The sequence below is a fragment of the Bradyrhizobium sp. 613_E4_N2_2 genome (assembly GCF_052075995.1).
GTDB classification, from domain to species: domain Bacteria; phylum Pseudomonadota; class Alphaproteobacteria; order Rhizobiales; family Xanthobacteraceae; genus Bradyrhizobium; species Bradyrhizobium barranii.
In genome coordinates, this window is sequence record NZ_CP197234.1 from 111,552 (window position 1) to 129,807 (window position 18,256).

Here is an 18,256-nt window from a genome sequence, read left to right on the forward strand (position 1 = left end):
CGCCTGAAGGATATATGGCGGCCGGGCCTCTGCCCGGCAAGCCGCCGTGTTCGCCCGCCCCCAAAGCGGAATTATGGCCTATTCGGCCGCAGCTTTCGCGCCCTTGACACCCTGGGCCAGGGCCGCCGTCAGCTCGGCCACGGCGTTAACGGTTTTGGCGGTCGCGCGACCCTCGGCATCGAGGCTGTTCTTGAGTGCATCGACCAGTGCCGTGCCGACCACCGAACCATCGGCCTTCTCGGCAATGGCGCGCGCCGCCTCTGGCGTGCGGATGCCAAAACCAACGCAGATCGGCAGCTTGGTATGCCGCTTGATGCGCGCGACAGCTTCACCGACGGCATTCGCATCCGCCGCCGCGGCACCGGTGATGCCGGCGATAGAGACGTAGTAGACAAAGCCTGATGTGTTCGCGAGCACCGCGGGCAGGCGCTTGTCGTCGGTGGTCGGGGTCGCGAGGCGAATGAAGTTCAGGCCCGCCTTCAGCGCGGGAATGCAGAGCTCGTCGTCTTCCTCCGGCGGCAAATCGACGATGATCAGGCCGTCAACGCCGGCCGTCTTGGCATCGGCCAAAAACTTGTCGACACCGTAAATGTAGATCGGATTGTAATAGCCCATCAGCACCAGCGGCGTGACGTTGTCGTCCTTGCGGAAGTCGCGCACCAGTTCCAGCGTCTTCTTCAAGGTCATGCCGTTCTTGAGCGCGCGCAGACCTGCCGCCTGAATCGAGGGACCATCGGCCATCGGATCGGTGAAGGGAATGCCGAGTTCGATGACGTCGGCGCCTGCCTTGGGCAGCGCCTTGACGATATTGAGCGACGTCGAGAGATCGGGATCGCCGGCCATCACATAGGTGACGAAGGCCGAGCGGCCCGCTTTCTTCAGCTCGGCGAAACGGGTGTCGATACGCGTGGTCACTTGCTCTTGCCCCTCAGGATGTCGCCGACCTGCGGGACGTCCTTGTCGCCGCGGCCGGAGAGATTGACGACCATCAGGTGATCTCTCGGCCGCTTCGGCGCGAGCTCCATCACCTTGGCGATGGCATGCGCCGGTTCGAGCGCGGGGATGATGCCTTCGAGCCGCGACAGCAGCTGGAACGCTGCGAGTGCCTCGTCATCAGTCGCGGAGAGATAGTTGACGCGGCCGATCTCATGCAGCCAGGAATGCTCGGGGCCGATGCCGGGATAGTCGAGGCCGGCGGAGATCGAATGCGCGTCCTGGATCTGGCCGTCCGCATCCATCAAGAGATAGGTGCGGTTGCCGTGCAGCACGCCGGGACGGCCGCCTGCGATCGAGGCCGCATGCAGTTGCGTGAGCCCATGGCCGGCGGCTTCGACGCCAAAGATTTCGACGGAGGGATCGTCGAGGAACGGATGAAACAGGCCCATCGCGTTCGAGCCGCCGCCGATGCAGGCGACCAGCGAATCCGGCAGGCGTCCCTCGACCTCCTGCATCTGCGTCTTGGTCTCGTTGCCGATGATCGACTGGAAGTCGCGCACCAGCGTCGGATAGGGATGCGGGCCCGCCACCGTGCCGATGCAATAGAACGTGTTGTGCACGTTGGTGACCCAGTCGCGCAGCGCCTCGTTCATGGCGTCCTTCAGCGTGCGCGTGCCCGACTGCACCGGGACCACCGTTGCGCCCAGCATCTCCATGCGGATGACGTTGGGCTGCTGCCGTTCGACGTCGACGGCGCCCATATAGACCACGCATTCGAGGCCGAAGCGCGCGCACAGCGTCGCGGTGGCAACGCCGTGCTGGCCGGCGCCGGTCTCGGCGATGATGCGCTTCTTGCCCATGCGCCGTGCCAGCATGATCTGGCCGAGCACGTTGTTCACCTTGTGCGAACCGGTGTGGTTGAGCTCCTCGCGCTTGAGGTAGATCTTGGCGCCGCCGAGATGCTCGGTGAGGCGCTCGGCGAAATAGAGCGGCGAAGGCCGGCCGACATAGTTCTTGAGATAGCCGTTCATCTCGGCCTGGAAGGCCGGATCGGCCTTGGCCGCGGTGTAGGCCTTTTCCAGATCGAGGATCAGCGGCATCAGGGTTTCGGCGACGAAGCGGCCGCCGAAAATGCCGAAGTGCCCGCGCTCGTCGGGACCGCTGCGGTAGGAATTTGGTTTGGCGATGTTCATCGAACGCTCAACTCTTGACTTGCATCTTGGGTGGCGCGCGCGGCGCGAATGAAGGCCTTGATCAGCTCGGGATCCTTGACGCCGGAGGCGCTCTCGACACCGGAGGAGACGTCGACGCCGCCGGCGCGCGTGACCCGAAGAGCCTCGGCGACGTTGTGGGCATCAAGTCCGCCCGAGACCATATACGGCAGCTTGAGTTCCAGGTTTTCGAGCAGATGCCAATCGAAGGCGGCGCCGAGGCCGCCGGGACGTGTCGCGTCCTTTGGCGCCCGCGCGTCGAACAGGATGCGATCGGCAACCTCTGCGTAGCCAGGCAGCACGGCGAGATCGGCGGCGGTTGCGACCGGCACCGCTTTCATCACCGGACGGCCGAACCGCTGCTTGATGTCGCGCAGGCGCGCGACGCTCTCCTTGCCGTGGAGCTGAAGGATATCCGGCGACAGCGCGTCCATGATGTTGTCGAGCGTGGCGTCATCGGCATCGACCGTGAGCGCGACCTTGAGCGCGCGCCGCTTCACCTGGCGGCCGAGGTCGCGGCCAAGCTCCAGAGAGACGTGCCGCGGCGACGGCGGAAAGAACACGAACCCCACCATGTCGGCGCCGGCGTTGAGCGCTGTTTCGAGCGTCTCGCCCGTGGACAGGCCGCAGATTTTGACGAGCAGGGACATGGTCTCAAAGCAGGTGAAGGCCGAGGGTCTGCGGCCGGAAAACCGAGTTTTCGGTTGCGGCCGCTTCTACAACGTCGCGCGCTGCTTGTCTCGCCCGATGGGCCCGTAAAGGCCAACCCCGGAGGGAACGGGGAGGCGCTGGGGCTGGGGCTTCGCTGCGGCTGCCTGGGCCCGCAGATCGGCCAATTGGGTCCTGGCAGCCCGTGCCTCCGCATCATTCCGGCGCGCCGCGCGGCGCCAGCGCCGCTGGCCGAACCAGACAGCGCAGCCGCCCGCGAGGACCCCGAGGGCCGCCACCAGGATGAGGAGCAGGAACAGCGGCAACGTCACCGAGAATGACGGGTCGTTCGTAATGAAGGGATCGAATGAGACCGTGACGAAATGCCGGTTGGCGACGGCAAAGGTCACCAGGATCAGGCCCAACGGAATCACGATCAGCGCGGTCAGGAACTTTCGCATCTCGCTTCGCTCGCCTTGAATCAAGCTTCCGGCCGCATCGCTCGCGACCGCGGAAAACCCTGACGCCGGTCTCAGTCTGGCGCGCCTGGATCCGGATGGTCGCGGTTCAGCCGTTCGCGCATTTCCTTGCCGGTCTTGAAGAACGGAACGCTCTTCTGATCGACGGGTACATGGGCGCCGGTGCGCGGATTGCGCCCTGCGCGCGCAGGGCGATGCTTGACCGAGAAGGCACCGAAGCCGCGCAACTCGACGCGATCACCGCGCGCGAGAGCCGCTACGATCTCTTCGAGAATCGCATTCACAATGTTCTCGACATCCCGCTGGTACAGATGCGGGTTGTGCTCGGCGATACGCTGAACAAGTTCGGATTTGATCATCGAGAGATAGGACCCGGAAGCGTGCGGATGACCATTTCCGTGAAAATACTGTGATCTGTCAAGACGCTAAATGAAGGTTGAGCGTCGGGAAAATGCGTGACAAATGCCGAAAAAGCGGGCTGCCCCGCCACCCGCCAGACGGGAAAAGCCTCTGAAGCTCGCCCGGTTCCATCAATTTGACGCAGCCGGCTGCCACAGGGCCAGCATTCCATCCATTCCGAGCCGATCGACGGCCTGCGCGACGCCGGTTTGCCCGATCTGATGCGCAATCGAGCCTAAACCAAGCGCTTCCAGCGTGACGACAGCAGCCGTTTTAAGGAACGGCAGATCGCCAAAGCGGGGCTGGAGCTTGTAATCGCGGACGGTGAGCCCCTTCTTGACGCCCTTCTGCTCGACCAGCCAGGTCACGGCGGTCTTCTCGTCGCCGAGCTGATCGATCAGCTTGAGATCGATCGCCTGGCGTCCGGTGAAGACGCGGCCATCGGCGACTTTTTCGAGCTGCGTGTCATCCATGCCACGCCGCTCCTTCACCAATCCCTTGAACCAGGCATAGGAATCCTTCACCAGCGCATCGAGCGCGGCGCGTGCCTCGGGGCTGGTCGGCTCAAAACCGTTCGGCGCGGCCTTCAGCGGCGAGGATTTGACCTCCTCGACCTTCACACCGACGGTCTTCAGCAGCTCCGTGACGTTGGGAAACTGGAACAGCACGCCGATCGAACCGACCAGCGAGCTCTGCTGGGCAATGATGTGGTCGCTCGCAATCGCCGTGATGTAACCGCCGGACGCGGCGAGGCCTTCGACCACGACGACCAGCGGCTTCTTCGCCTTCAGCCTCACAAGCGAGTCATAAAGCTGCTCGGAGCCGGCGGTGGTGCCACCCGGCGAGTTGATGTGAATGATGACGGCGGCGGCCTGCGAGTTCTCCAGTCGCTCCAGCGCCTGGGTGCGATCGGAGTCGCTGCGGATCAGGCCATCGATCTGGACCCGCGCGATCGAGCCGGCGGATGCGAACGTGCCGCGCGCACCGGGTGTTGCGATCAGCGCGACGCCCGCGATCGCCGCGATCGCGATCAGCGCAGCCATCACGCGCCAGAACGTCAGCTTGCGACGAATCCTGCGGCGATCGACGATGATGTCCGAATCGAGCGACATCGGAATATCTCCAAATGAAAGGCTGGGCGCGTTGTGCCGTCACAGCGTGACCATTGGCTTATCTGGATACATCAATTGCGGCGTAATTTGAAGAAAACAAGGCTGCGTGAGGCCGGATGGTAGCCAAGCACTCAGATGTCATCCCCGCCTAGTGCGCAATTGCGCACGGGCGCGGGGATCCATAACCCCAGGGAGAAGTTGTCGCGCGAGTTGGCAACCACGAGTCTTCGCCAAACTCGATCCTGTGGTTATGGGTCCCGGGCTCGCGCTTCCGCCTTCGCTCTTCGAGCTACGGCGGACAAGTCGCGCGCCGCGGGATGACAATTGGGTATGCCGCCGCAACAAAAAAGCCCCGGCTCGCGCCGGGGCTTTGATGGTTGCGAAACGGGTGTTTCGCTTACTTGTCGCGGTTCTTGAGCGCGGTGCCGAGAATGTCACCGAGCGTCGCCCCCGAATCGGAGGAGCCGTACTGCGCGATGGCTTCCTTCTCTTCGGCGACTTCGAGCGCCTTGATCGACACCTGGACCTTGCGGGCCTTCTTGTCGAACTGGATCACGCGGGCATCGACCTTCTCGCCGACGGCGAAGCGCTCGGCGCGCTGGTCGTTGCGGTCACGGGCGAGCTCCGAACGCTTGATGAAGGTCGAGAAGTCGGTACCGGTGATCTTCACCTCGATGCCGCTTTCCTTCACTTCGAGCACTTCGCAGGTCACGACCGCGCCCTTCTTGACATCGCCCGGCTCGGCGAAGGGGTCGCCTTCGAGCTGCTTGATGCCGAGCGAGATACGCTCCTTCTCGACGTCCACATCGAGCACCACGGCTTTCACCACGTCGCCCTTCTTGTAGTTGTCGATCACCTGCTCGCCCGGAAGCTTCCAGTCGAGGTCGGAGAGATGGACCATGCCGTCGACGTCGCCCTCGAGGCCCAGGAACAGACCGAACTCGGTCTTGTTCTTGACTTCGCCCTCGACCACCGAACCGGTCGGGTGACCTTCGACGAAGACCTCCCACGGGTTGCGCATGGTCTGCTTGAGGCCGAGCGAGATGCGGCGCTTGACGGAATCGACTTCCAGCACCTGCACTTCGACTTCCTGCGAGGTCGAAACGATCTTGCCGGGGTGCATGTTCTTCTTGGTCCACGACATCTCGGAGACGTGGATCAGGCCTTCGATGCCCGGCTCGAGCTCGACGAACGCACCGTAGTCGGTGATGTTGGTGACGCGGCCGGTGAAGCGGGCACCCAGCGGGTACTTGGCTTCGATGCCCTGCCACGGATCGTCCAGCAGCTGCTTCATGCCCAGCGAGATGCGGTGCGTCTCGTGGTTGATCTTGATGATCTTGACCTTCACGGTCTGGCCGATCGAGAGCACCTCGGTCGGGTGGTTGACGCGGCGCCACGCGATGTCGGTGACGTGCAGCAGACCGTCGATACCGCCGAGATCAACGAACGCACCGTAATCGGTGATGTTCTTGACCACGCCGTCGATGACCTGACCCTCTTCGAGGTTCTGCACCAGCTCCTGACGCTGCTCGGCGCGGGTCTCTTCCAGCACCGTGCGGCGGGAGACGACGATGTTGCCGCGGCGGCGATCCATCTTGAGGATCTGGAACGGCTGCGAGTTGTTCATCAGCGGCGCAACGTCGCGGATCGGACGGATGTCGACCTGCGAGCGCGGCAGGAAGGCCACGGCACCGTCGAGGTCGACGGTGAAGCCGCCCTTGACCTGGTTGAAGATGACGCCGTTGACCTTCTCGTTGTTCTGGAAGGCCTTCTCGAGCTTGCCCCAGCTCTCTTCGCGGCGCGCCTTGTCGCGCGACAACACGGCTTCGCCGAGGGCGTTCTCGATGCGATCGAGGAACACTTCGACCTCGTCGCCGACCTTGATCTCGCTCTCACGGCCGGGGCCGGAAAATTCGCGCAGGGCAACGCGGCCCTCGGTCTTCAGGCCGACGTCGATGACGGCCATGTCTTTTTCAATTGCAACCACCTTGCCCTTGACGACGGAGCTCTCCTGCAGGTTGCCACCTGCGAAGGACTCGTCGAGCATCGCGGCGAAATCGTCGCGCGACGGGCTATAGGTATCAGCAGAAATCGAAGCCATTTGTTCTCCAGTTGCGGATGTCGTGCCGGCCGTTGGGTTCATGGGCGCATCGCACACGCAGTGTCGGAAGGTCCGCAAGACCTTCGAGCGACCGCTCGTTGCTCCGGCATGGAGGCGGAACAGCGGAGGCGGGCCGGCTGAGGCCCGCGCGTTCGATACGTGGAAATCTTGGTCCGGAGCCTGGATCGCGCCGGGCCCAAACAGGGGACCGGGGTTATCGACCTCAAAGAGCGGGAGCGGGCGCTTCCTCCAATGACGGCGGCGGCTTAACCCCGCGACCGGCCCGCTCGGACGGCCTCGATAATGTCGATGGCGGCCCGGACGCCGCCTTCTATATCCAGTTGGGAGTTATCTAGCAAGTAAGCATCCGGGGCCGGTTTCAAGGGCGCAATCGGCCGGTTCTTGTCGCGCTCGTCGCGCCGGATGATGTCAGCGAGCACCGCCGCCTCGTCCGCCTCCTCGCCCCTCGCCTTGGCCTCCATGGTCCTGCGGTGGGCGCGGACCCTGGGGTCGGCCACGACGAAGATCTTCACGTCGGCATGGGGGCAGATCACGGTTCCAATGTCCCGGCCGTCGAGCACGGCGCCGGGCGGATCGGCGGCGAATTGCCGCTGGAAATTGAGCAGGACCTCGCGAACCCTGGGGATCGCCGAGACGATCGAGGCGCCCTCGCCGGCCTCCTGGGTCTTCAGGGCGGGATTGCCGAACTTTTCGGGATCAAGCTCCAGCGCAGCCTGCACCGCAGCCGCCTCGTCCCGGAGATCATGACCGGATTCCACCACGGCGTAGGCCACCGCGCGATAAATGACGCCGGTATCGAGATGACGATAGCCGTAATGGTGGGCGAGGCGCTTGCCGAGCGTCCCCTTGCCCGAGGCCGCGGGCCCGTCGATGGCGATGATCATGAAAACTCGGCCCCAAGCGAACGCATCATCGGGATGAAGTCCGGGAAACTGGTGGCGATGAAGGCGGTGTCGTCGACGGTCACGGGCTGGTCGGAGGCGCAGCCCATCACCAGCGCGGACATCGCGATGCGATGATCCATGTGCGTGGCGACAGTGCCGCCGCCCGGAACGTGGCCGCGGCCCTCGACGATCAGATCGTCGCCGGAAACCTCCACCTTCACGCCGTTGACGCGGAGCATGTCGGCGGTGGCCTCAAGCCGATCGGATTCCTTGACGCGCAGCTCCTGGAGGCCGCGCATGATCGTCGTGCCCTCGGCGAAGGAAGCCGCCACCGCCAGCACGAGATATTCGTCGATCATCGAGGGTGCGCGCTCCGGCGGCACCTCGACGCCGCGCAGTTTCGACGCGCGCACGCGCAGCTGCGCCATCGGCTCGCCGGCATCGCCGCGGACTTGGCTTTCCTCGATCGAGGCGCCCATTTCGCGCAGCGTGGTGAACAGGCCGGTACGCAGCGGATTGGTCATCACGTCGGACAGGACGACATCGGAGCCTTCGACGATCAGCGCCGCGACGATTGGGAAGGCCGCAGAGGAGGGATCGGCGGGCACCACGACGGTGGCGCCATGCAGCTCGGGCTGGCCAATGAGCGTGATGCGGCGGCCGTGCTGACCCTCCTGCGCGGAGGTAATGTCGGCGCCAAAGTGCTTCAGCATCAGCTCGGTATGGTCGCGGCTGGCCTCGGTCTCGATCACCGTCGTGGTGCCGGGCGCGGCCAGGCCCGCCAGCAGCACGGCCGATTTGATCTGGGCCGAGGCGACCGGGGTCTTGTAGGTGATCGGCAGCGGATCGCGCGCGCCCTGGACGGTCAGCGGCAGACGTCCGCCCTCGCCGCCGGACACCACTTTGGCGCCCATCTTCTCGAGCGGATCGAGGATCCGGCGCATGGGGCGGCTGCGCAGAGAGGCATCGCCGTCGAAAACCGCCGAAATCGGGCAGCCGGCGACGGCGCCCATGACGAGCCGGCAGCCGGTGCCGGAGTTGCCGAAATCAAGCGGCGCCCTGGGCTCGGCAAAGCCGGCGACGCCGACGCCGTTCACCTTCCAGGCGAAATCGCCCGTGCGCTCGACCCTGGCGCCCAGCGCCTGCATGGATTTGGCGGTGTTGAGGACGTCCTCGCCCTCGAGCAAGCCCGAAATCCGGGTCTCGCCGACCGCGAGCGCGCCCAGGATGAGGGCGCGGTGGGAGATCGACTTGTCCCCGGGGACCCGTACTTTCCCGGTCAGGGGACCGCTTGCGCGCGACTGAAGCGGCGTCGGCTTGTCGGAATCAGTCAAGTTTGTGTCCTTGGATAGGCCCGAAACGTCCCTGCGGGGCTCGCGGGGCAGGTACCACAAGGTCTGCCCGCCGTCACGGGCATGTCTTTCTCCCGTAATGCGCTATTGACAGCGGGCCGCCAACTAGCCAAGTGAAACACCGCTTTTCAGACATTCCCAGGATTCCTGCCGTGGCCAAGTCCGAACTCGGAACCAAACGTATTTGCCCGACCACGGGCAAGAAGTTCTATGACCTCAACAAGAATCCGGTGATCTCGCCCTATACCGGCGAAGTCGTCCCGATCGCGCCTGTGGCGCCGGCCCGCGCGACTCGCGGCGCCGAACCTCGCCACACGCCGGCTGCCGACACCACGCCGGAGCCGGCAGAAGTCGAAGAGGTCTCGCTCGAGGAGGCCGACGCCGAGGAAAACACCGGCAAGGTCAAGGCCGCGGTGCCCGAATCCGAGGACGACATCGAGGTCGACGAGACCATCGAGGACGATGACGACGATGATTCGACCTTTATCGCCGACGACGAAGAGGGCGATGAGGACGTCACGGACATCATTGGTGATGTCGGAGGTGATGAAGAGACTTGAGATCAGCCCTGATCTGTGAAAAAGGGTGCACCGCGCGAGTCACCAGGCTCGGCGGTCGGGAGTGATCCACCAGGATCCTGCCAACTGGAAGACTAAGGGGCCATAGCTCAGCTGGGAGAGCGCTTGCATGGCATGCAAGAGGTCGGCGGTTCGATCCCGCCTGGCTCCACCAGCCTTCGCTCGCTTCGCGAGCTTCGGCTGGGCAAGCCCGGGAAGTCCCTCGTAGCGAAGTGAGCGAAGGCTGTCCCGCCATAGCCCGAAGGGCGGCGGCGGACTTCATCGAGGATCACCAGCGAAGCCCCGTGATGGTTCCAAGCTGCTATCCTGCCCTCCGGGGAGGAAGCAGAATGAAATACGTCTATATCCTCGAAAGTCTCAATTCCGAGCATTTCTACGTCGGCATCACCGACGACCTACGGGCCCGTTTAGCCAAGCATAACGCCGGCGAGGTGCCACACACGTCGAAATATGGGCCTTGGAGAATTCGGACCTATTTCGCCTTTGATGACGCGGCACGCGCTGTCGCGTTCGAGCGATACCTGAAATCGGGCTCGGGGCGCGCCTTCGCGAAGAAGCACTTCTGATCGCCCCCCTACTCCCCGATCACCGCATTCAACCGATCCCGCAGCGCGACGATCTCGTCCTTCATCGCGACCAGCTCCGACACCGAGCAATCCGACGCCGCCAGGATCGATTGCGGCACGGCGCGCGCTTTTTCCTTCAAGGCATGGCCCTGCGGGGTCAGCGCGATCAGCACCTGACGTTCGTCCTCGCGCGAGCGCGTGCGCTTAACGAGGTGGGCGGCCTCGAGGCGCTTGAGCAGCGGTGTCAGCGTGCCCGAATCCAGGAACAGCTTTTCGCCGATGTCCTTGACCGGCACGTCGTCACGCTCCCACAGCACCAGCATCACCAGATATTGCGGATAGGTCAGGCCGAGCCGGTCGAGCAGCGGCTTGTAGACGCGGTTGAAGGCATGCGCGGCCGAATAGACCGCGAAGCAGATCTGATTGTCGAGGCGCTGCGGGTCCAGCGCCGATAATTTCCGGGGCATCGAGAATCTCACGCGGTTTCCTCCATTCTGGGACCGGGCGGCCGTACATTCAATTGCGAACAATTAAATGTGAGGCATGCAGATTTCAATTGCGCGCAATCTAATTGTTTGCGATGTAGGTTCCCCAACCCGAAGACCTGAGGAGACGAAAATGTCGGTAAACGTCCTGTACAAGACCAGCGCCAAAGCCACCGGCGGCCGCGACGGCCATGCGGCGACCCTCGACGGCGCGCTCGACGTCAAGCTCACCACCCCGAAGGAGCTCGGCGGCGGAGGCGGCGCCGGCAACAATCCCGAGCAGCTGTTTGCGGCCGGCTATGCCGCCTGCTTCATCGGCGCGATGAAGTTCGTGGCCTCGCAGGGCGGGCCGAAGGTTCCGGCTGACGCCTCGGTCACCTCCACCGTCGGCATCGGCCAGCGCTCGGCCGGCGGCTTCGGTCTCGACATCGATCTTGCCGTCTCGCTGCCGGGCCTTGCCCGGGCGGAAGCTGAGGCGCTGGTCGAGAAGGCCCACCAGGTGTGCCCCTACTCCAATGCCACGCGCGGCAATGTCGACGTTCGCCTGACGGTCGTCTGATCAAACGGCGGATTGGCTGGCCCGAGATCCCCCTCGGGCCGGCCGCTTCCCTTTAGTCTAGTTGTTTTGCCACGTTGCGGGATTGCACGGCGGCACCGCATACGCCCCTACGCACCAAGCCATTGCTGGCGCAAAAAAACCTCGCTAGGCCTGTGATCAATCATCGACACAGGGGAAGCGAAGGCATGACTGAAGCCGTTTTGGGCGCAATGAGCGGACTGCGCGTCATCGATCTCACGCGCGTGCTCGGCGGTCCCTACTGCACCCAGATCCTCGCCGACCACGGCGCCGACGTGATCAAGGTCGAGCCGCCCGCCGGCGACGAGGTGCGCGACTGGGGCCCTCCGTTCCACGACGAAGACGCGGCCTATTTCATCGGCATCAACCGTAACAAGCGCTCGATCGGCCTCGACCTCGCCTCCGAGGGCGGCCGCCTCGTGCTGCTCAAGATGCTGGAGACCGCCGACGTCCTGATCGAGAATTTCAAGCCGGGCACGCTGGAGAAATGGGGCATCGGCAACGATGTGCTCAGCAAGAAATTCCCGCGCCTCGTGCATTGCCGGATCTGCGGCTTCGGCGCCGACGGTCCGCGCGGCGGCAATCCCGGCTATGACGCCATCATCCAGGCGATGACCGGCATGATCGCGGCGACCGGTTCGCCCGAGAGCGGACCGATGCGGATCGGCGTGCCGCTGGTCGACATCACCACCGGCCTCTATGCGGCGATCGGCATCCTGATGGCGCTGTCGGAGCGGCAGCGCTCGGGCCAGGGCCAGTTCCTGGAGACGACGCTGTATGAGACCGGCCTTGCCATCATGCATCCGCACACCGCGAATTATTTCATGCACGGCAAGCCGCCGTCGCTCACCGGCAACGAGCATCCCAACCTCGTGCCTTACGCGATCTTCCCGACCAAGACCGACGACATCTTCATCGGTGTCGGCAATGACGGCACCTTCCGCAAGCTCGCCAAGGAGATCGGCAAGCCCGAGCTCGGCACCGATCCGCGCTTTGCCCGCAACAAGGATCGCATCGCCAATCGCGAGGCGCTGCGGGCCGAGCTTGCCGCCGTGTTCAGCCAGCACGAGGCCGAGCCGCTGTGCAATCGTCTGCTCGCCGCCGGCCTGCCCGCAGGTCCCGTGCAGAAGATCGACCAGGCCTTGACCAACGCGCACACGATCGCCCGCGGCGATGTCATCGAGAAGGACTGGTACAAGGGCGTGGCCTCGCCGATCCGGCTCGATCGCAGCAAGCCGAGCCTGCGGCGCCTGCCGCCGAAATTCAGCCAGCACTCCCAGGAGGTGCTGGGCGAGTTCGGCTACTCCAAATCGGAGATCGACGCGATGGTCGAGCAGGGCACCGTCTGCGGCCCCGAGCGCAAGCGCTAAACGCCCTCGCCGCCTCACCCGAGCAAATGCCGCACTGCGGCGCGGGCACGCATGTGCACCGCGAACGGAGGAGGCTGCGCGCTCGGCATTCGCCTATTTGACGGCTTCCCTTTTGGCCGCGCTTGCTGCTTTCGTTTCTCCCGCTTACACAGTCATGTGAACGTCATATGGCGCTGCTAGCGCAAGCGCTTCTTTTTGACGGCCAAGGGAGGTTTACTTGATGGCTCTTCGACACTTTGGGGCGGCTGCCGCAGTTGCAATCACGTTCGGCATGGGCGCATCGCCGGCCTTGGCCGTGACCGAAATCCAGTGGTGGCACGCGATGACCGGCGCCAACAACGACGTCATCGTCAAGCTCGCCACCGACTTCAACGCCTCGCAGACCGACTACAAGGTGATCCCGACCTACAAGGGCAACTATCCCGATACGATGAACGCCGGCATCGCGGCGTTCCGCGCCGGCAACGCCCCGCACATCATGCAGGTGTTCGAAGTCGGCACCGCGACCATGATGGCCGCGACCGGCGCCGTAAAACCCGTCTACAAGCTGATGGCCGAGGCCGGCGAGAAGTTCGACCCCAAGATCTATCTGCCCGCCATCACCGGCTACTACTCGACCTCGAAGGGCGAGATGCTGTCGTTCCCGTTCAACTCGTCGTCGACCGTCATGTGGGTCAACCTCGACGAGCTCAAGAAGGCGAACGTCGAGATCCCCAAGACCTGGCCCGAAACGTTCGAGGCCGCCAAGAAGCTGAAGGCTGCGGGTCATGACACCTGCGGCTTCTCCGGCTCCTGGGTCACCTGGGTCAATCTCGAGCAGCTCTCCGCCTGGCACAACGTGCCGCTCGCCAGCAAGGCCAACGGCCTCGACGGCTTCGACACCGTGCTGGAGTTCAACGGCCCGCTTCAGGTCAAGCATCTCGAAACCCTGGTCGAGCTCCAGAAGACCAAGACCTACGACTATGCCGGCCGCACCAACACCGGCGAAGGCCGCTTCACCTCCGGCGAATGCCCGATCTACCTGACCTCGTCGGCATTCTTCGGCAACGTCAAGGCGCAGGCCAAGTTCAACTTCACCGCCGTGCCGATGCCATACTATCCGGACGTCAAGGGCGCGCCGCAGAACTCGATCATCGGCGGCGCTTCGCTCTGGGTGATGGGCGGCAAGTCGGCCGACGAATACAAGGGTGTCGCGAAGTTCCTGACCTTCCTCTCCGACACCGATCGCCAAGTCTACATCCACAAGGCCTCGGGCTATCTGCCGATCACCAAGGCGGCCTACGCCAAGGCGAAGGAAGAAGGTTTCTACAAGGATCAGCCCTATCTCGAGACCCCGCTGCTCGAGCTGACCAACAAGGAGCCGACCGAGAATTCGCGCGGATTGCGTCTCGGCAACATGGTTCAGCTGCGTGACGTCTGGTCGGAAGAGATCGAGCAGGCGCTGGCCGGCAAGAAGACCGCCAAGCAGGCGCTGGATGCTGCCGTCGAGCGCGGCAACACGATGCTGCGGCAGTTCGAAAAAACCGCCGTCAAGTGAGGCGATGAGCGGCAGGCCGCAAGCCGGCCTGCCGCTCACCTGACATCATGCAAAAGCAAGCCATTTTCCAAGCAAAACTATTGCCCTACGCGCTGGTTGCGCCCCAGCTCGCGATCGTCCTGATTTTTTTCTACTGGCCGGCCGCGCAGGCGGTGATCCAATCCTTCCTGCTCCAGGATGCCTTCGGTCTGTCGACAAGCTTCGTCTGGTTCGAGAATTATCAGGACCTGTTCAAGGACCCGGCCTATTTCGAGGCGGTTGTCCGTACGTTCGTCTTTTCGTTCGCCATCGCCGTCTCGTCGCTGTCCTTCGCGCTCTTGCTCGCCGTGATGGCGGACAAGCCGCTGCGCGGCTCAATGCTCTACCGCACGCTGCTGATCTGGCCCTATGCAGTGGCGCCGCCCGTGGTCGGCGTGCTCTGGATCTTCATGCTGCATCCTTCGCTCGGCGTGCTGTCGCGCTATCTGCGCAACCTGGGCGTCGACTGGAATCCGCTGCTTGACGGCAACCAGGCGGCTGGGCTGATCATCCTCGCCGCGGCGTGGAAGCAGATCTCCTATAATTTCCTGTTCTTCCTCGCCGGCCTGCAAGCCATCCCCCGAAGCGTGTTCGAGGCCGCCGCGATCGACGGCGCCCGTCCGATGCGGCGGTTCTGGACAGTGACCTTCCCGCTGCTGTCGCCCACGATCTTCTTCCTGCTGGTCGTCAACATCGTCTACGCCTTCTTCGACACCTTCGGCATCATCGACACCATGACCCGCGGCGGTCCCGGCACATCGACGGTCACGCTGGTCTACAAGGTCTATTCCGACGGCCTGCTCGGCGGCAATCTCGGCAGCTCGGCAGCGCAATCGGTGATCCTGATGGTCATGGTGATCGTGCTGACGGGAATCCAGTTCCGCTTCGTCGAACGCAAGGTGACCTACTGATGGTCGAAGAAGAGGGCTTTCGGCGCTACGTCGCCCACGCGATTCTCTGGATCGGGATCGCGATCGTCGCATTCCCGGTCTACATCGCGATCGTCGCCTCGACCCAGGACAACGCCCTGATCGCGAACGGGCAGATGTCGCTGCTGCCGGGCGGCCATTTCTTCGAGGTCTACTACAAGACCATCTTCGTCGGCACGAGCGGATCGACCCGCGAGCCCGTCGGCAACATGATGCTGAACTCGCTGGTAATGGCGCTGGCGATCGCGATCGGCAAGATCGCGATCTCGATCATCTCGGCCTATGCGATCGTGTATTTCCGCTTTCCGTTCCGGATGGCGATCTTCTGGATCATCTTCATCACGTTGATGCTGCCGGTCGAGGTGCGCATCTACCCGACCTACAAGATCGTCGCCGATCTGCACATGCTCGACAGCTATGCCGGCCTCGCGCTGCCGCTGATCGCGTCGGCCACCGCGACGCTGCTGTTCCGCCAGTTCTTCATGACCGTGCCGGACGAGCTGCTGGAGGCCTCGCGCATCGACGGTGCCGGCCCCTTGCGTTTCTTCTGGGATACGCTGCTGCCGCTGTCGCGCACCAACATGGCGGCGCTGTTCGTGATCCTCTTCATCCTCGGCTGGAATCAATATCTCTGGCCGCTGCTGATCACCACGCGCGACGACATGCAGACCATCCAGGTCGGCATCCGCAAGATGATCACCACCACCGATGCGCTGACCGAATGGCCGATCGTGATGGCCACCGCCGTGCTCGCCATGCTGCCGCCGGTGTTCGTCGTCGTCGCCATGCAGAAATTGTTCGTGCGCGGCCTGGTCGAGACGGAAAAGTAGAAGCGAGTTTTCATGGCTAACGTTACCCTGCGCAACGTCCGCAAGACCTATCCCGGCGGCTTCGAGGCCATCAAGGGCGTCAACGTCGATGTCGGCGACGGTCAGTTCTGCGTGCTGGTCGGTCCCTCCGGCTGCGGCAAGTCCACGCTGCTGCGCATGGTCGCAGGTCTCGAGACTGTCACCGGCGGCGAGATCGACATCGGCGGCCGAATCGTCAACCAGATCGAGCCCGCCGATCGCGACATCGCGATGGTGTTCCAGAACTACGCGCTCTATCCGCATATGAGCGTCTTCAACAACATGGCCTACGGCCTGCGCAACCGCGGCATGAAGGAGGCCGAGGTCAAGACCCGCGTCGACGAGGCCGCACGCGTGCTCGAGCTCACGCCGATGCTGGAGCGCAAGCCGCGTCAGCTCTCCGGCGGCCAGCGCCAGCGCGTCGCCATGGGCCGCGCCATCGTGCGCCAGCCGAAAGTGTTTCTGTTCGACGAGCCGCTGTCGAACCTGGACGCAAAGCTGCGCATCGCTATGCGGGTCGAGATCCGCAAATTACAGCGCCGGCTCAACACGACCTCGATCTACGTCACCCACGACCAGCTCGAGGCGATGACGCTCGCCGATATTCTCGTGGTCATGAATGGCGGCCAGGTCGAGCAGGTCGGCAATCCGCTGGCGATCTACGAGAAGCCGGCGACGACCTTCGTCGCCTCGTTCATCGGGGCACCGCCGATGAACCTGATGTCGACGCGCGCCGATGAGATCAAATCGCAGCTCGACGGCGGCGCGGGCGAGGCCGGCATCCTCGGCATCCGCCCGGAAGATTTCGTCATCACCGACCAGACCCCGGCCGGCGGTGTCGCACTGCCGCTGACCGTGGAAGCGATCGAGCGCGTCGGCGCCGAGACTTTCGTCTACGGCACGCGGGCCCAGGACGAGCAGCGCGTCGCCGCCACCCCCGGCGAGCTGCCGCCCGGCGAGGTCATCGTCCGCATTCCCGGAACCGAGGCCCCAGCCATCGGTGAGAGGATCCGCGTCGCCGCGGTACGGCCGAAGCTGCACCTTTTCAGCGGCGACGGGCGGACGCGGATCGAGGCCTGACCGCTTCCGAGGGCCGGCCGATCAAAAACGCGAAAAACAACCCCATGCACAGTAGCCGGGGGTTTGATTTCATTGAGATAAATCGTCGGCCGATTCGTCATGCCCGGGCTTGCCTGAGCATTTGCGTTCCCGGTGACGAATTGGGCGCTTCCGCGCGACCGCGGTCGGGGTCAGGCGCGAAAATGGGCAATCCACAGGCCCCCGCTACGTCCTTGAACCCCCAAGGGGTTATGACCATATTGCTGACCAAGGGGCGCCGCTTCCGGGCCCTGAAATGCCAAAGTCGCTTCGAGAGGACTTTGTAAACTATGTCTCGTGTTCCCACGCTTTCCAGTCCGTTCCTTCTGGGCTTCGACGAGATCGAGCGCGTGCTTGATCGCGTCGTCAAAGGTGCCGACGGCTATCCTCCCTACAATATCGAGAGGTGCGACCGGTCGGACGGCCAGCCCGAGCGATTGCGGATCACGCTGGCGGTCGCCGGATTCACCCGCGACCAACTCGATGTAACCATTGAGGAAAACCAGCTCGTGATTCGCGGGCGGCAGCAGGACGACAAGTCCCGGCAATACATCCATCGCGGCATCGCCGCGCGCCACTTCCAGCGCACCTTCGTGCTGGCGGAGGGGATGCTCGTGCTGGGAGCGGATCTGAAGAACGGGCTGCTGTCGGTCGATCTTGCCCGGCCTGAACCGGAGAGGATCGTTAAGACAATCGCTATCAATGAGCACGAATAATGGAACGAGTAGCGGACTCGACCGCTTAGTTTCTGTGAAGGAGTCGAGACCATGAGTGAAGGTCACGTTGCGTTCGAATACGAAGCCAAGAACGTCTCGCCCGAGACGCTGGCAACTCTCGGCGAAGGTCATATCGCCTATGTGAAGCAGATCCGCTCCGAGGATGTGCCGGGCCTGTTTCCCGAAGCGCCAAAGATCGCGCCGGGCCTCAAGCTCTTCGCGCTCCACGCCGCCGACGGCACGCCGATCATGCTGACCGACAGCCGCGAAGCCGCGGTCGCCAACGCCTGGAGCAACGAGCTGCAAGCCGTGAGCGTGCACTGACGCACGCTTAGCGCGACATCTGCGAATTCAAATGCGCGGGCATGCCTCAAGGCGGCCCGCGCATTTT

Annotated in this window: 20 protein-coding genes and 1 tRNA gene; 11 read left to right on the forward strand and 10 right to left on the reverse strand. The window is 63.8% G+C overall.

Annotated elements, in window-relative coordinates; translation table 11 throughout:
• Window positions 1-78: 78 nt before the first annotated feature.
• The 9 genes from trpA to aroA form a co-directional block, all read right to left on the reverse strand.
• Window positions 79-915 carry a tryptophan synthase subunit alpha gene (gene trpA, locus AB7290_RS00465; protein ID WP_085405024.1) on the reverse strand — a complete coding sequence of 279 codons (837 nt, stop codon included), beginning with the start codon at window positions 913-915 and terminating at the stop codon, window positions 79-81.
• Window positions 912-2,129: a tryptophan synthase subunit beta gene (gene trpB, locus AB7290_RS00470; protein ID WP_028149800.1), complete on the reverse strand. Its 1,218-nt coding sequence runs from the start codon at window positions 2,127-2,129 to the stop codon at window positions 912-914. The genes trpA and trpB overlap by 4 nt, the downstream gene beginning before the upstream one ends.
• Window positions 2,126-2,797 carry a phosphoribosylanthranilate isomerase gene (locus AB7290_RS00475; protein WP_085405023.1) on the reverse strand — a complete coding sequence of 224 codons (672 nt, stop codon included), beginning with the start codon at window positions 2,795-2,797 and terminating at the stop codon, window positions 2,126-2,128. Before AB7290_RS00475 ends, trpB begins: the two co-directional genes overlap by 4 nt.
• A 66-nt stretch (window positions 2,798-2,863) precedes the next feature.
• Window positions 2,864-3,256, reverse strand: a complete 393-nt coding sequence (locus tag AB7290_RS00480) for a lipopolysaccharide assembly protein LapA domain-containing protein (RefSeq protein ID WP_085405022.1) — start codon at window positions 3,254-3,256, stop codon at window positions 2,864-2,866.
• 71 nt (window positions 3,257-3,327) lie between these two features.
• The gene (locus AB7290_RS00485; protein WP_007598410.1) at window positions 3,328-3,633 is read right to left on the reverse strand and encodes an integration host factor subunit beta; all 306 of its coding nucleotides are present in this window, start codon (window positions 3,631-3,633) and stop codon (window positions 3,328-3,330) included.
• A gap of 171 nt (window positions 3,634-3,804) precedes the next feature.
• On the reverse strand, window positions 3,805-4,785 hold the full coding sequence (gene sppA / locus AB7290_RS00490; RefSeq protein ID WP_085405021.1) for a signal peptide peptidase SppA: 981 nt from the start codon (window positions 4,783-4,785) through the stop codon (window positions 3,805-3,807).
• A 397-nt stretch (window positions 4,786-5,182) separates the two neighbouring features.
• Window positions 5,183-6,886 carry a 30S ribosomal protein S1 gene (rpsA, locus tag AB7290_RS00495; RefSeq protein ID WP_063980172.1) on the reverse strand — a complete coding sequence of 568 codons (1,704 nt, stop codon included), beginning with the start codon at window positions 6,884-6,886 and terminating at the stop codon, window positions 5,183-5,185.
• 266 nt (window positions 6,887-7,152) lie between these two features.
• Window positions 7,153-7,791, reverse strand: coding sequence for a (d)CMP kinase (gene cmk, locus AB7290_RS00500; protein ID WP_063980173.1), 639 nt, complete (start codon window positions 7,789-7,791; stop codon window positions 7,153-7,155).
• Window positions 7,788-9,125, reverse strand: a complete 1,338-nt coding sequence (gene aroA / locus AB7290_RS00505; protein WP_085405020.1) for a 3-phosphoshikimate 1-carboxyvinyltransferase — start codon at window positions 9,123-9,125, stop codon at window positions 7,788-7,790. Before aroA ends, cmk begins: the two co-directional genes overlap by 4 nt.
• 170 nt (window positions 9,126-9,295) lie before the next feature.
• On the opposite strand from aroA, the gene AB7290_RS00510 reads away from it, so the two are divergent.
• From AB7290_RS00510 to AB7290_RS00520, 3 genes are all read left to right on the forward strand, one after another.
• Window positions 9,296-9,703: a TIGR02300 family protein gene (locus AB7290_RS00510; protein WP_063980175.1), complete on the forward strand. Its 408-nt coding sequence runs from the start codon at window positions 9,296-9,298 to the stop codon at window positions 9,701-9,703.
• Between the two features lie 96 nt (window positions 9,704-9,799).
• Window positions 9,800-9,875: transfer RNA gene (locus tag AB7290_RS00515), tRNA-Ala, on the forward strand.
• A gap of 175 nt (window positions 9,876-10,050) precedes the next feature.
• Window positions 10,051-10,287, forward strand: a complete 237-nt coding sequence (locus tag AB7290_RS00520; RefSeq protein ID WP_161495934.1) for a GIY-YIG nuclease family protein — start codon at window positions 10,051-10,053, stop codon at window positions 10,285-10,287.
• An 8-nt stretch (window positions 10,288-10,295) separates the two neighbouring features.
• Here the strand turns inward: AB7290_RS00520 and AB7290_RS00525 are convergent, their stop codons facing one another.
• A complete protein-coding gene (locus AB7290_RS00525) occupies window positions 10,296-10,754 on the reverse strand; it encodes a MarR family winged helix-turn-helix transcriptional regulator (RefSeq protein ID WP_014490915.1) in 459 nt (152 codons plus the stop codon).
• A gap of 151 nt (window positions 10,755-10,905) precedes the next feature.
• On the opposite strand from AB7290_RS00525, the gene AB7290_RS00530 reads away from it, so the two are divergent.
• The 8 genes from AB7290_RS00530 to AB7290_RS00565 all read left to right on the forward strand — a co-directional run bounded on the left by AB7290_RS00530 (window position 10,906) and on the right by AB7290_RS00565 (window position 18,189).
• On the forward strand, window positions 10,906-11,331 hold the full coding sequence (locus tag AB7290_RS00530) for an organic hydroperoxide resistance protein (RefSeq protein ID WP_085405018.1): 426 nt from the start codon (window positions 10,906-10,908) through the stop codon (window positions 11,329-11,331).
• A gap of 185 nt (window positions 11,332-11,516) precedes the next feature.
• The gene (locus tag AB7290_RS00535) at window positions 11,517-12,719 is read left to right on the forward strand and encodes a CaiB/BaiF CoA transferase family protein (RefSeq protein ID WP_085405017.1); all 1,203 of its coding nucleotides are present in this window, start codon (window positions 11,517-11,519) and stop codon (window positions 12,717-12,719) included.
• A gap of 220 nt (window positions 12,720-12,939) precedes the next feature.
• Complete coding sequence (gene ugpB, locus AB7290_RS00540; RefSeq protein ID WP_085405016.1) at window positions 12,940-14,256, forward strand: sn-glycerol-3-phosphate ABC transporter substrate-binding protein UgpB; 1,317 nt, start codon at window positions 12,940-12,942, stop codon at window positions 14,254-14,256.
• 47 nt (window positions 14,257-14,303) lie between these two features.
• Complete coding sequence (gene ugpA, locus AB7290_RS00545; protein WP_063980179.1) at window positions 14,304-15,185, forward strand: sn-glycerol-3-phosphate ABC transporter permease UgpA; 882 nt, start codon at window positions 14,304-14,306, stop codon at window positions 15,183-15,185.
• The gene (ugpE, locus tag AB7290_RS00550; RefSeq protein WP_063980180.1) at window positions 15,185-16,033 is read left to right on the forward strand and encodes a sn-glycerol-3-phosphate ABC transporter permease UgpE; all 849 of its coding nucleotides are present in this window, start codon (window positions 15,185-15,187) and stop codon (window positions 16,031-16,033) included. Before ugpA ends, ugpE begins: the two co-directional genes overlap by 1 nt.
• Window positions 16,034-16,045: 12 nt before the next feature.
• Complete coding sequence (locus AB7290_RS00555) at window positions 16,046-17,131, forward strand: sn-glycerol-3-phosphate import ATP-binding protein UgpC (RefSeq protein ID WP_085405015.1); 1,086 nt, start codon at window positions 16,046-16,048, stop codon at window positions 17,129-17,131.
• A 308-nt stretch (window positions 17,132-17,439) separates the two neighbouring features.
• On the forward strand, window positions 17,440-17,865 hold the full coding sequence (locus AB7290_RS00560) for an Hsp20 family protein (protein ID WP_018645065.1): 426 nt from the start codon (window positions 17,440-17,442) through the stop codon (window positions 17,863-17,865).
• 51 nt (window positions 17,866-17,916) lie between these two features.
• Window positions 17,917-18,189 (forward strand): DUF1150 family protein, encoded by a 273-nt coding sequence (locus tag AB7290_RS00565; protein ID WP_011083553.1) that lies wholly within the window; start codon window positions 17,917-17,919, stop codon window positions 18,187-18,189.
• Window positions 18,190-18,256: the final 67 nt, after the last annotated feature.

Coding starts and splice junctions, on each gene's coding strand:
- trpB (WP_028149800.1), bottom strand. CDS start 2,129: ATGAACATCGCCAAACCAAATTCCTACCGCAGCGGTCCCGACGAGCGC.
- AB7290_RS00475 (WP_085405023.1), bottom strand. CDS start 2,797: ATGTCCCTGCTCGTCAAAATCTGCGGCCTGTCCACGGGCGAGACGCTC.
- AB7290_RS00480 (WP_085405022.1), bottom strand. CDS start 3,256: ATGCGAAAGTTCCTGACCGCGCTGATCGTGATTCCGTTGGGCCTGATC.
- AB7290_RS00485 (WP_007598410.1), bottom strand. CDS start 3,633: ATGATCAAATCCGAACTTGTTCAGCGTATCGCCGAGCACAACCCGCAT.
- sppA (WP_085405021.1), bottom strand. CDS start 4,785: ATGTCGCTCGATTCGGACATCATCGTCGATCGCCGCAGGATTCGTCGC.
- rpsA (WP_063980172.1), bottom strand. CDS start 6,886: ATGGCTTCGATTTCTGCTGATACCTATAGCCCGTCGCGCGACGATTTC.
- cmk (WP_063980173.1), bottom strand. CDS start 7,791: ATGATCATCGCCATCGACGGGCCCGCGGCCTCGGGCAAGGGGACGCTC.
- AB7290_RS00520 (WP_161495934.1), top strand. CDS start 10,051: ATGAAATACGTCTATATCCTCGAAAGTCTCAATTCCGAGCATTTCTAC.
- AB7290_RS00525 (WP_014490915.1), bottom strand. CDS start 10,754: ATGCCCCGGAAATTATCGGCGCTGGACCCGCAGCGCCTCGACAATCAG.
- AB7290_RS00530 (WP_085405018.1), top strand. CDS start 10,906: ATGTCGGTAAACGTCCTGTACAAGACCAGCGCCAAAGCCACCGGCGGC.
- AB7290_RS00535 (WP_085405017.1), top strand. CDS start 11,517: ATGACTGAAGCCGTTTTGGGCGCAATGAGCGGACTGCGCGTCATCGAT.
- ugpB (WP_085405016.1), top strand. CDS start 12,940: ATGGCTCTTCGACACTTTGGGGCGGCTGCCGCAGTTGCAATCACGTTC.
- ugpA (WP_063980179.1), top strand. CDS start 14,304: ATGCAAAAGCAAGCCATTTTCCAAGCAAAACTATTGCCCTACGCGCTG.
- ugpE (WP_063980180.1), top strand. CDS start 15,185: ATGGTCGAAGAAGAGGGCTTTCGGCGCTACGTCGCCCACGCGATTCTC.
- AB7290_RS00555 (WP_085405015.1), top strand. CDS start 16,046: ATGGCTAACGTTACCCTGCGCAACGTCCGCAAGACCTATCCCGGCGGC.
- AB7290_RS00560 (WP_018645065.1), top strand. CDS start 17,440: ATGTCTCGTGTTCCCACGCTTTCCAGTCCGTTCCTTCTGGGCTTCGAC.
- AB7290_RS00565 (WP_011083553.1), top strand. CDS start 17,917: ATGAGTGAAGGTCACGTTGCGTTCGAATACGAAGCCAAGAACGTCTCG.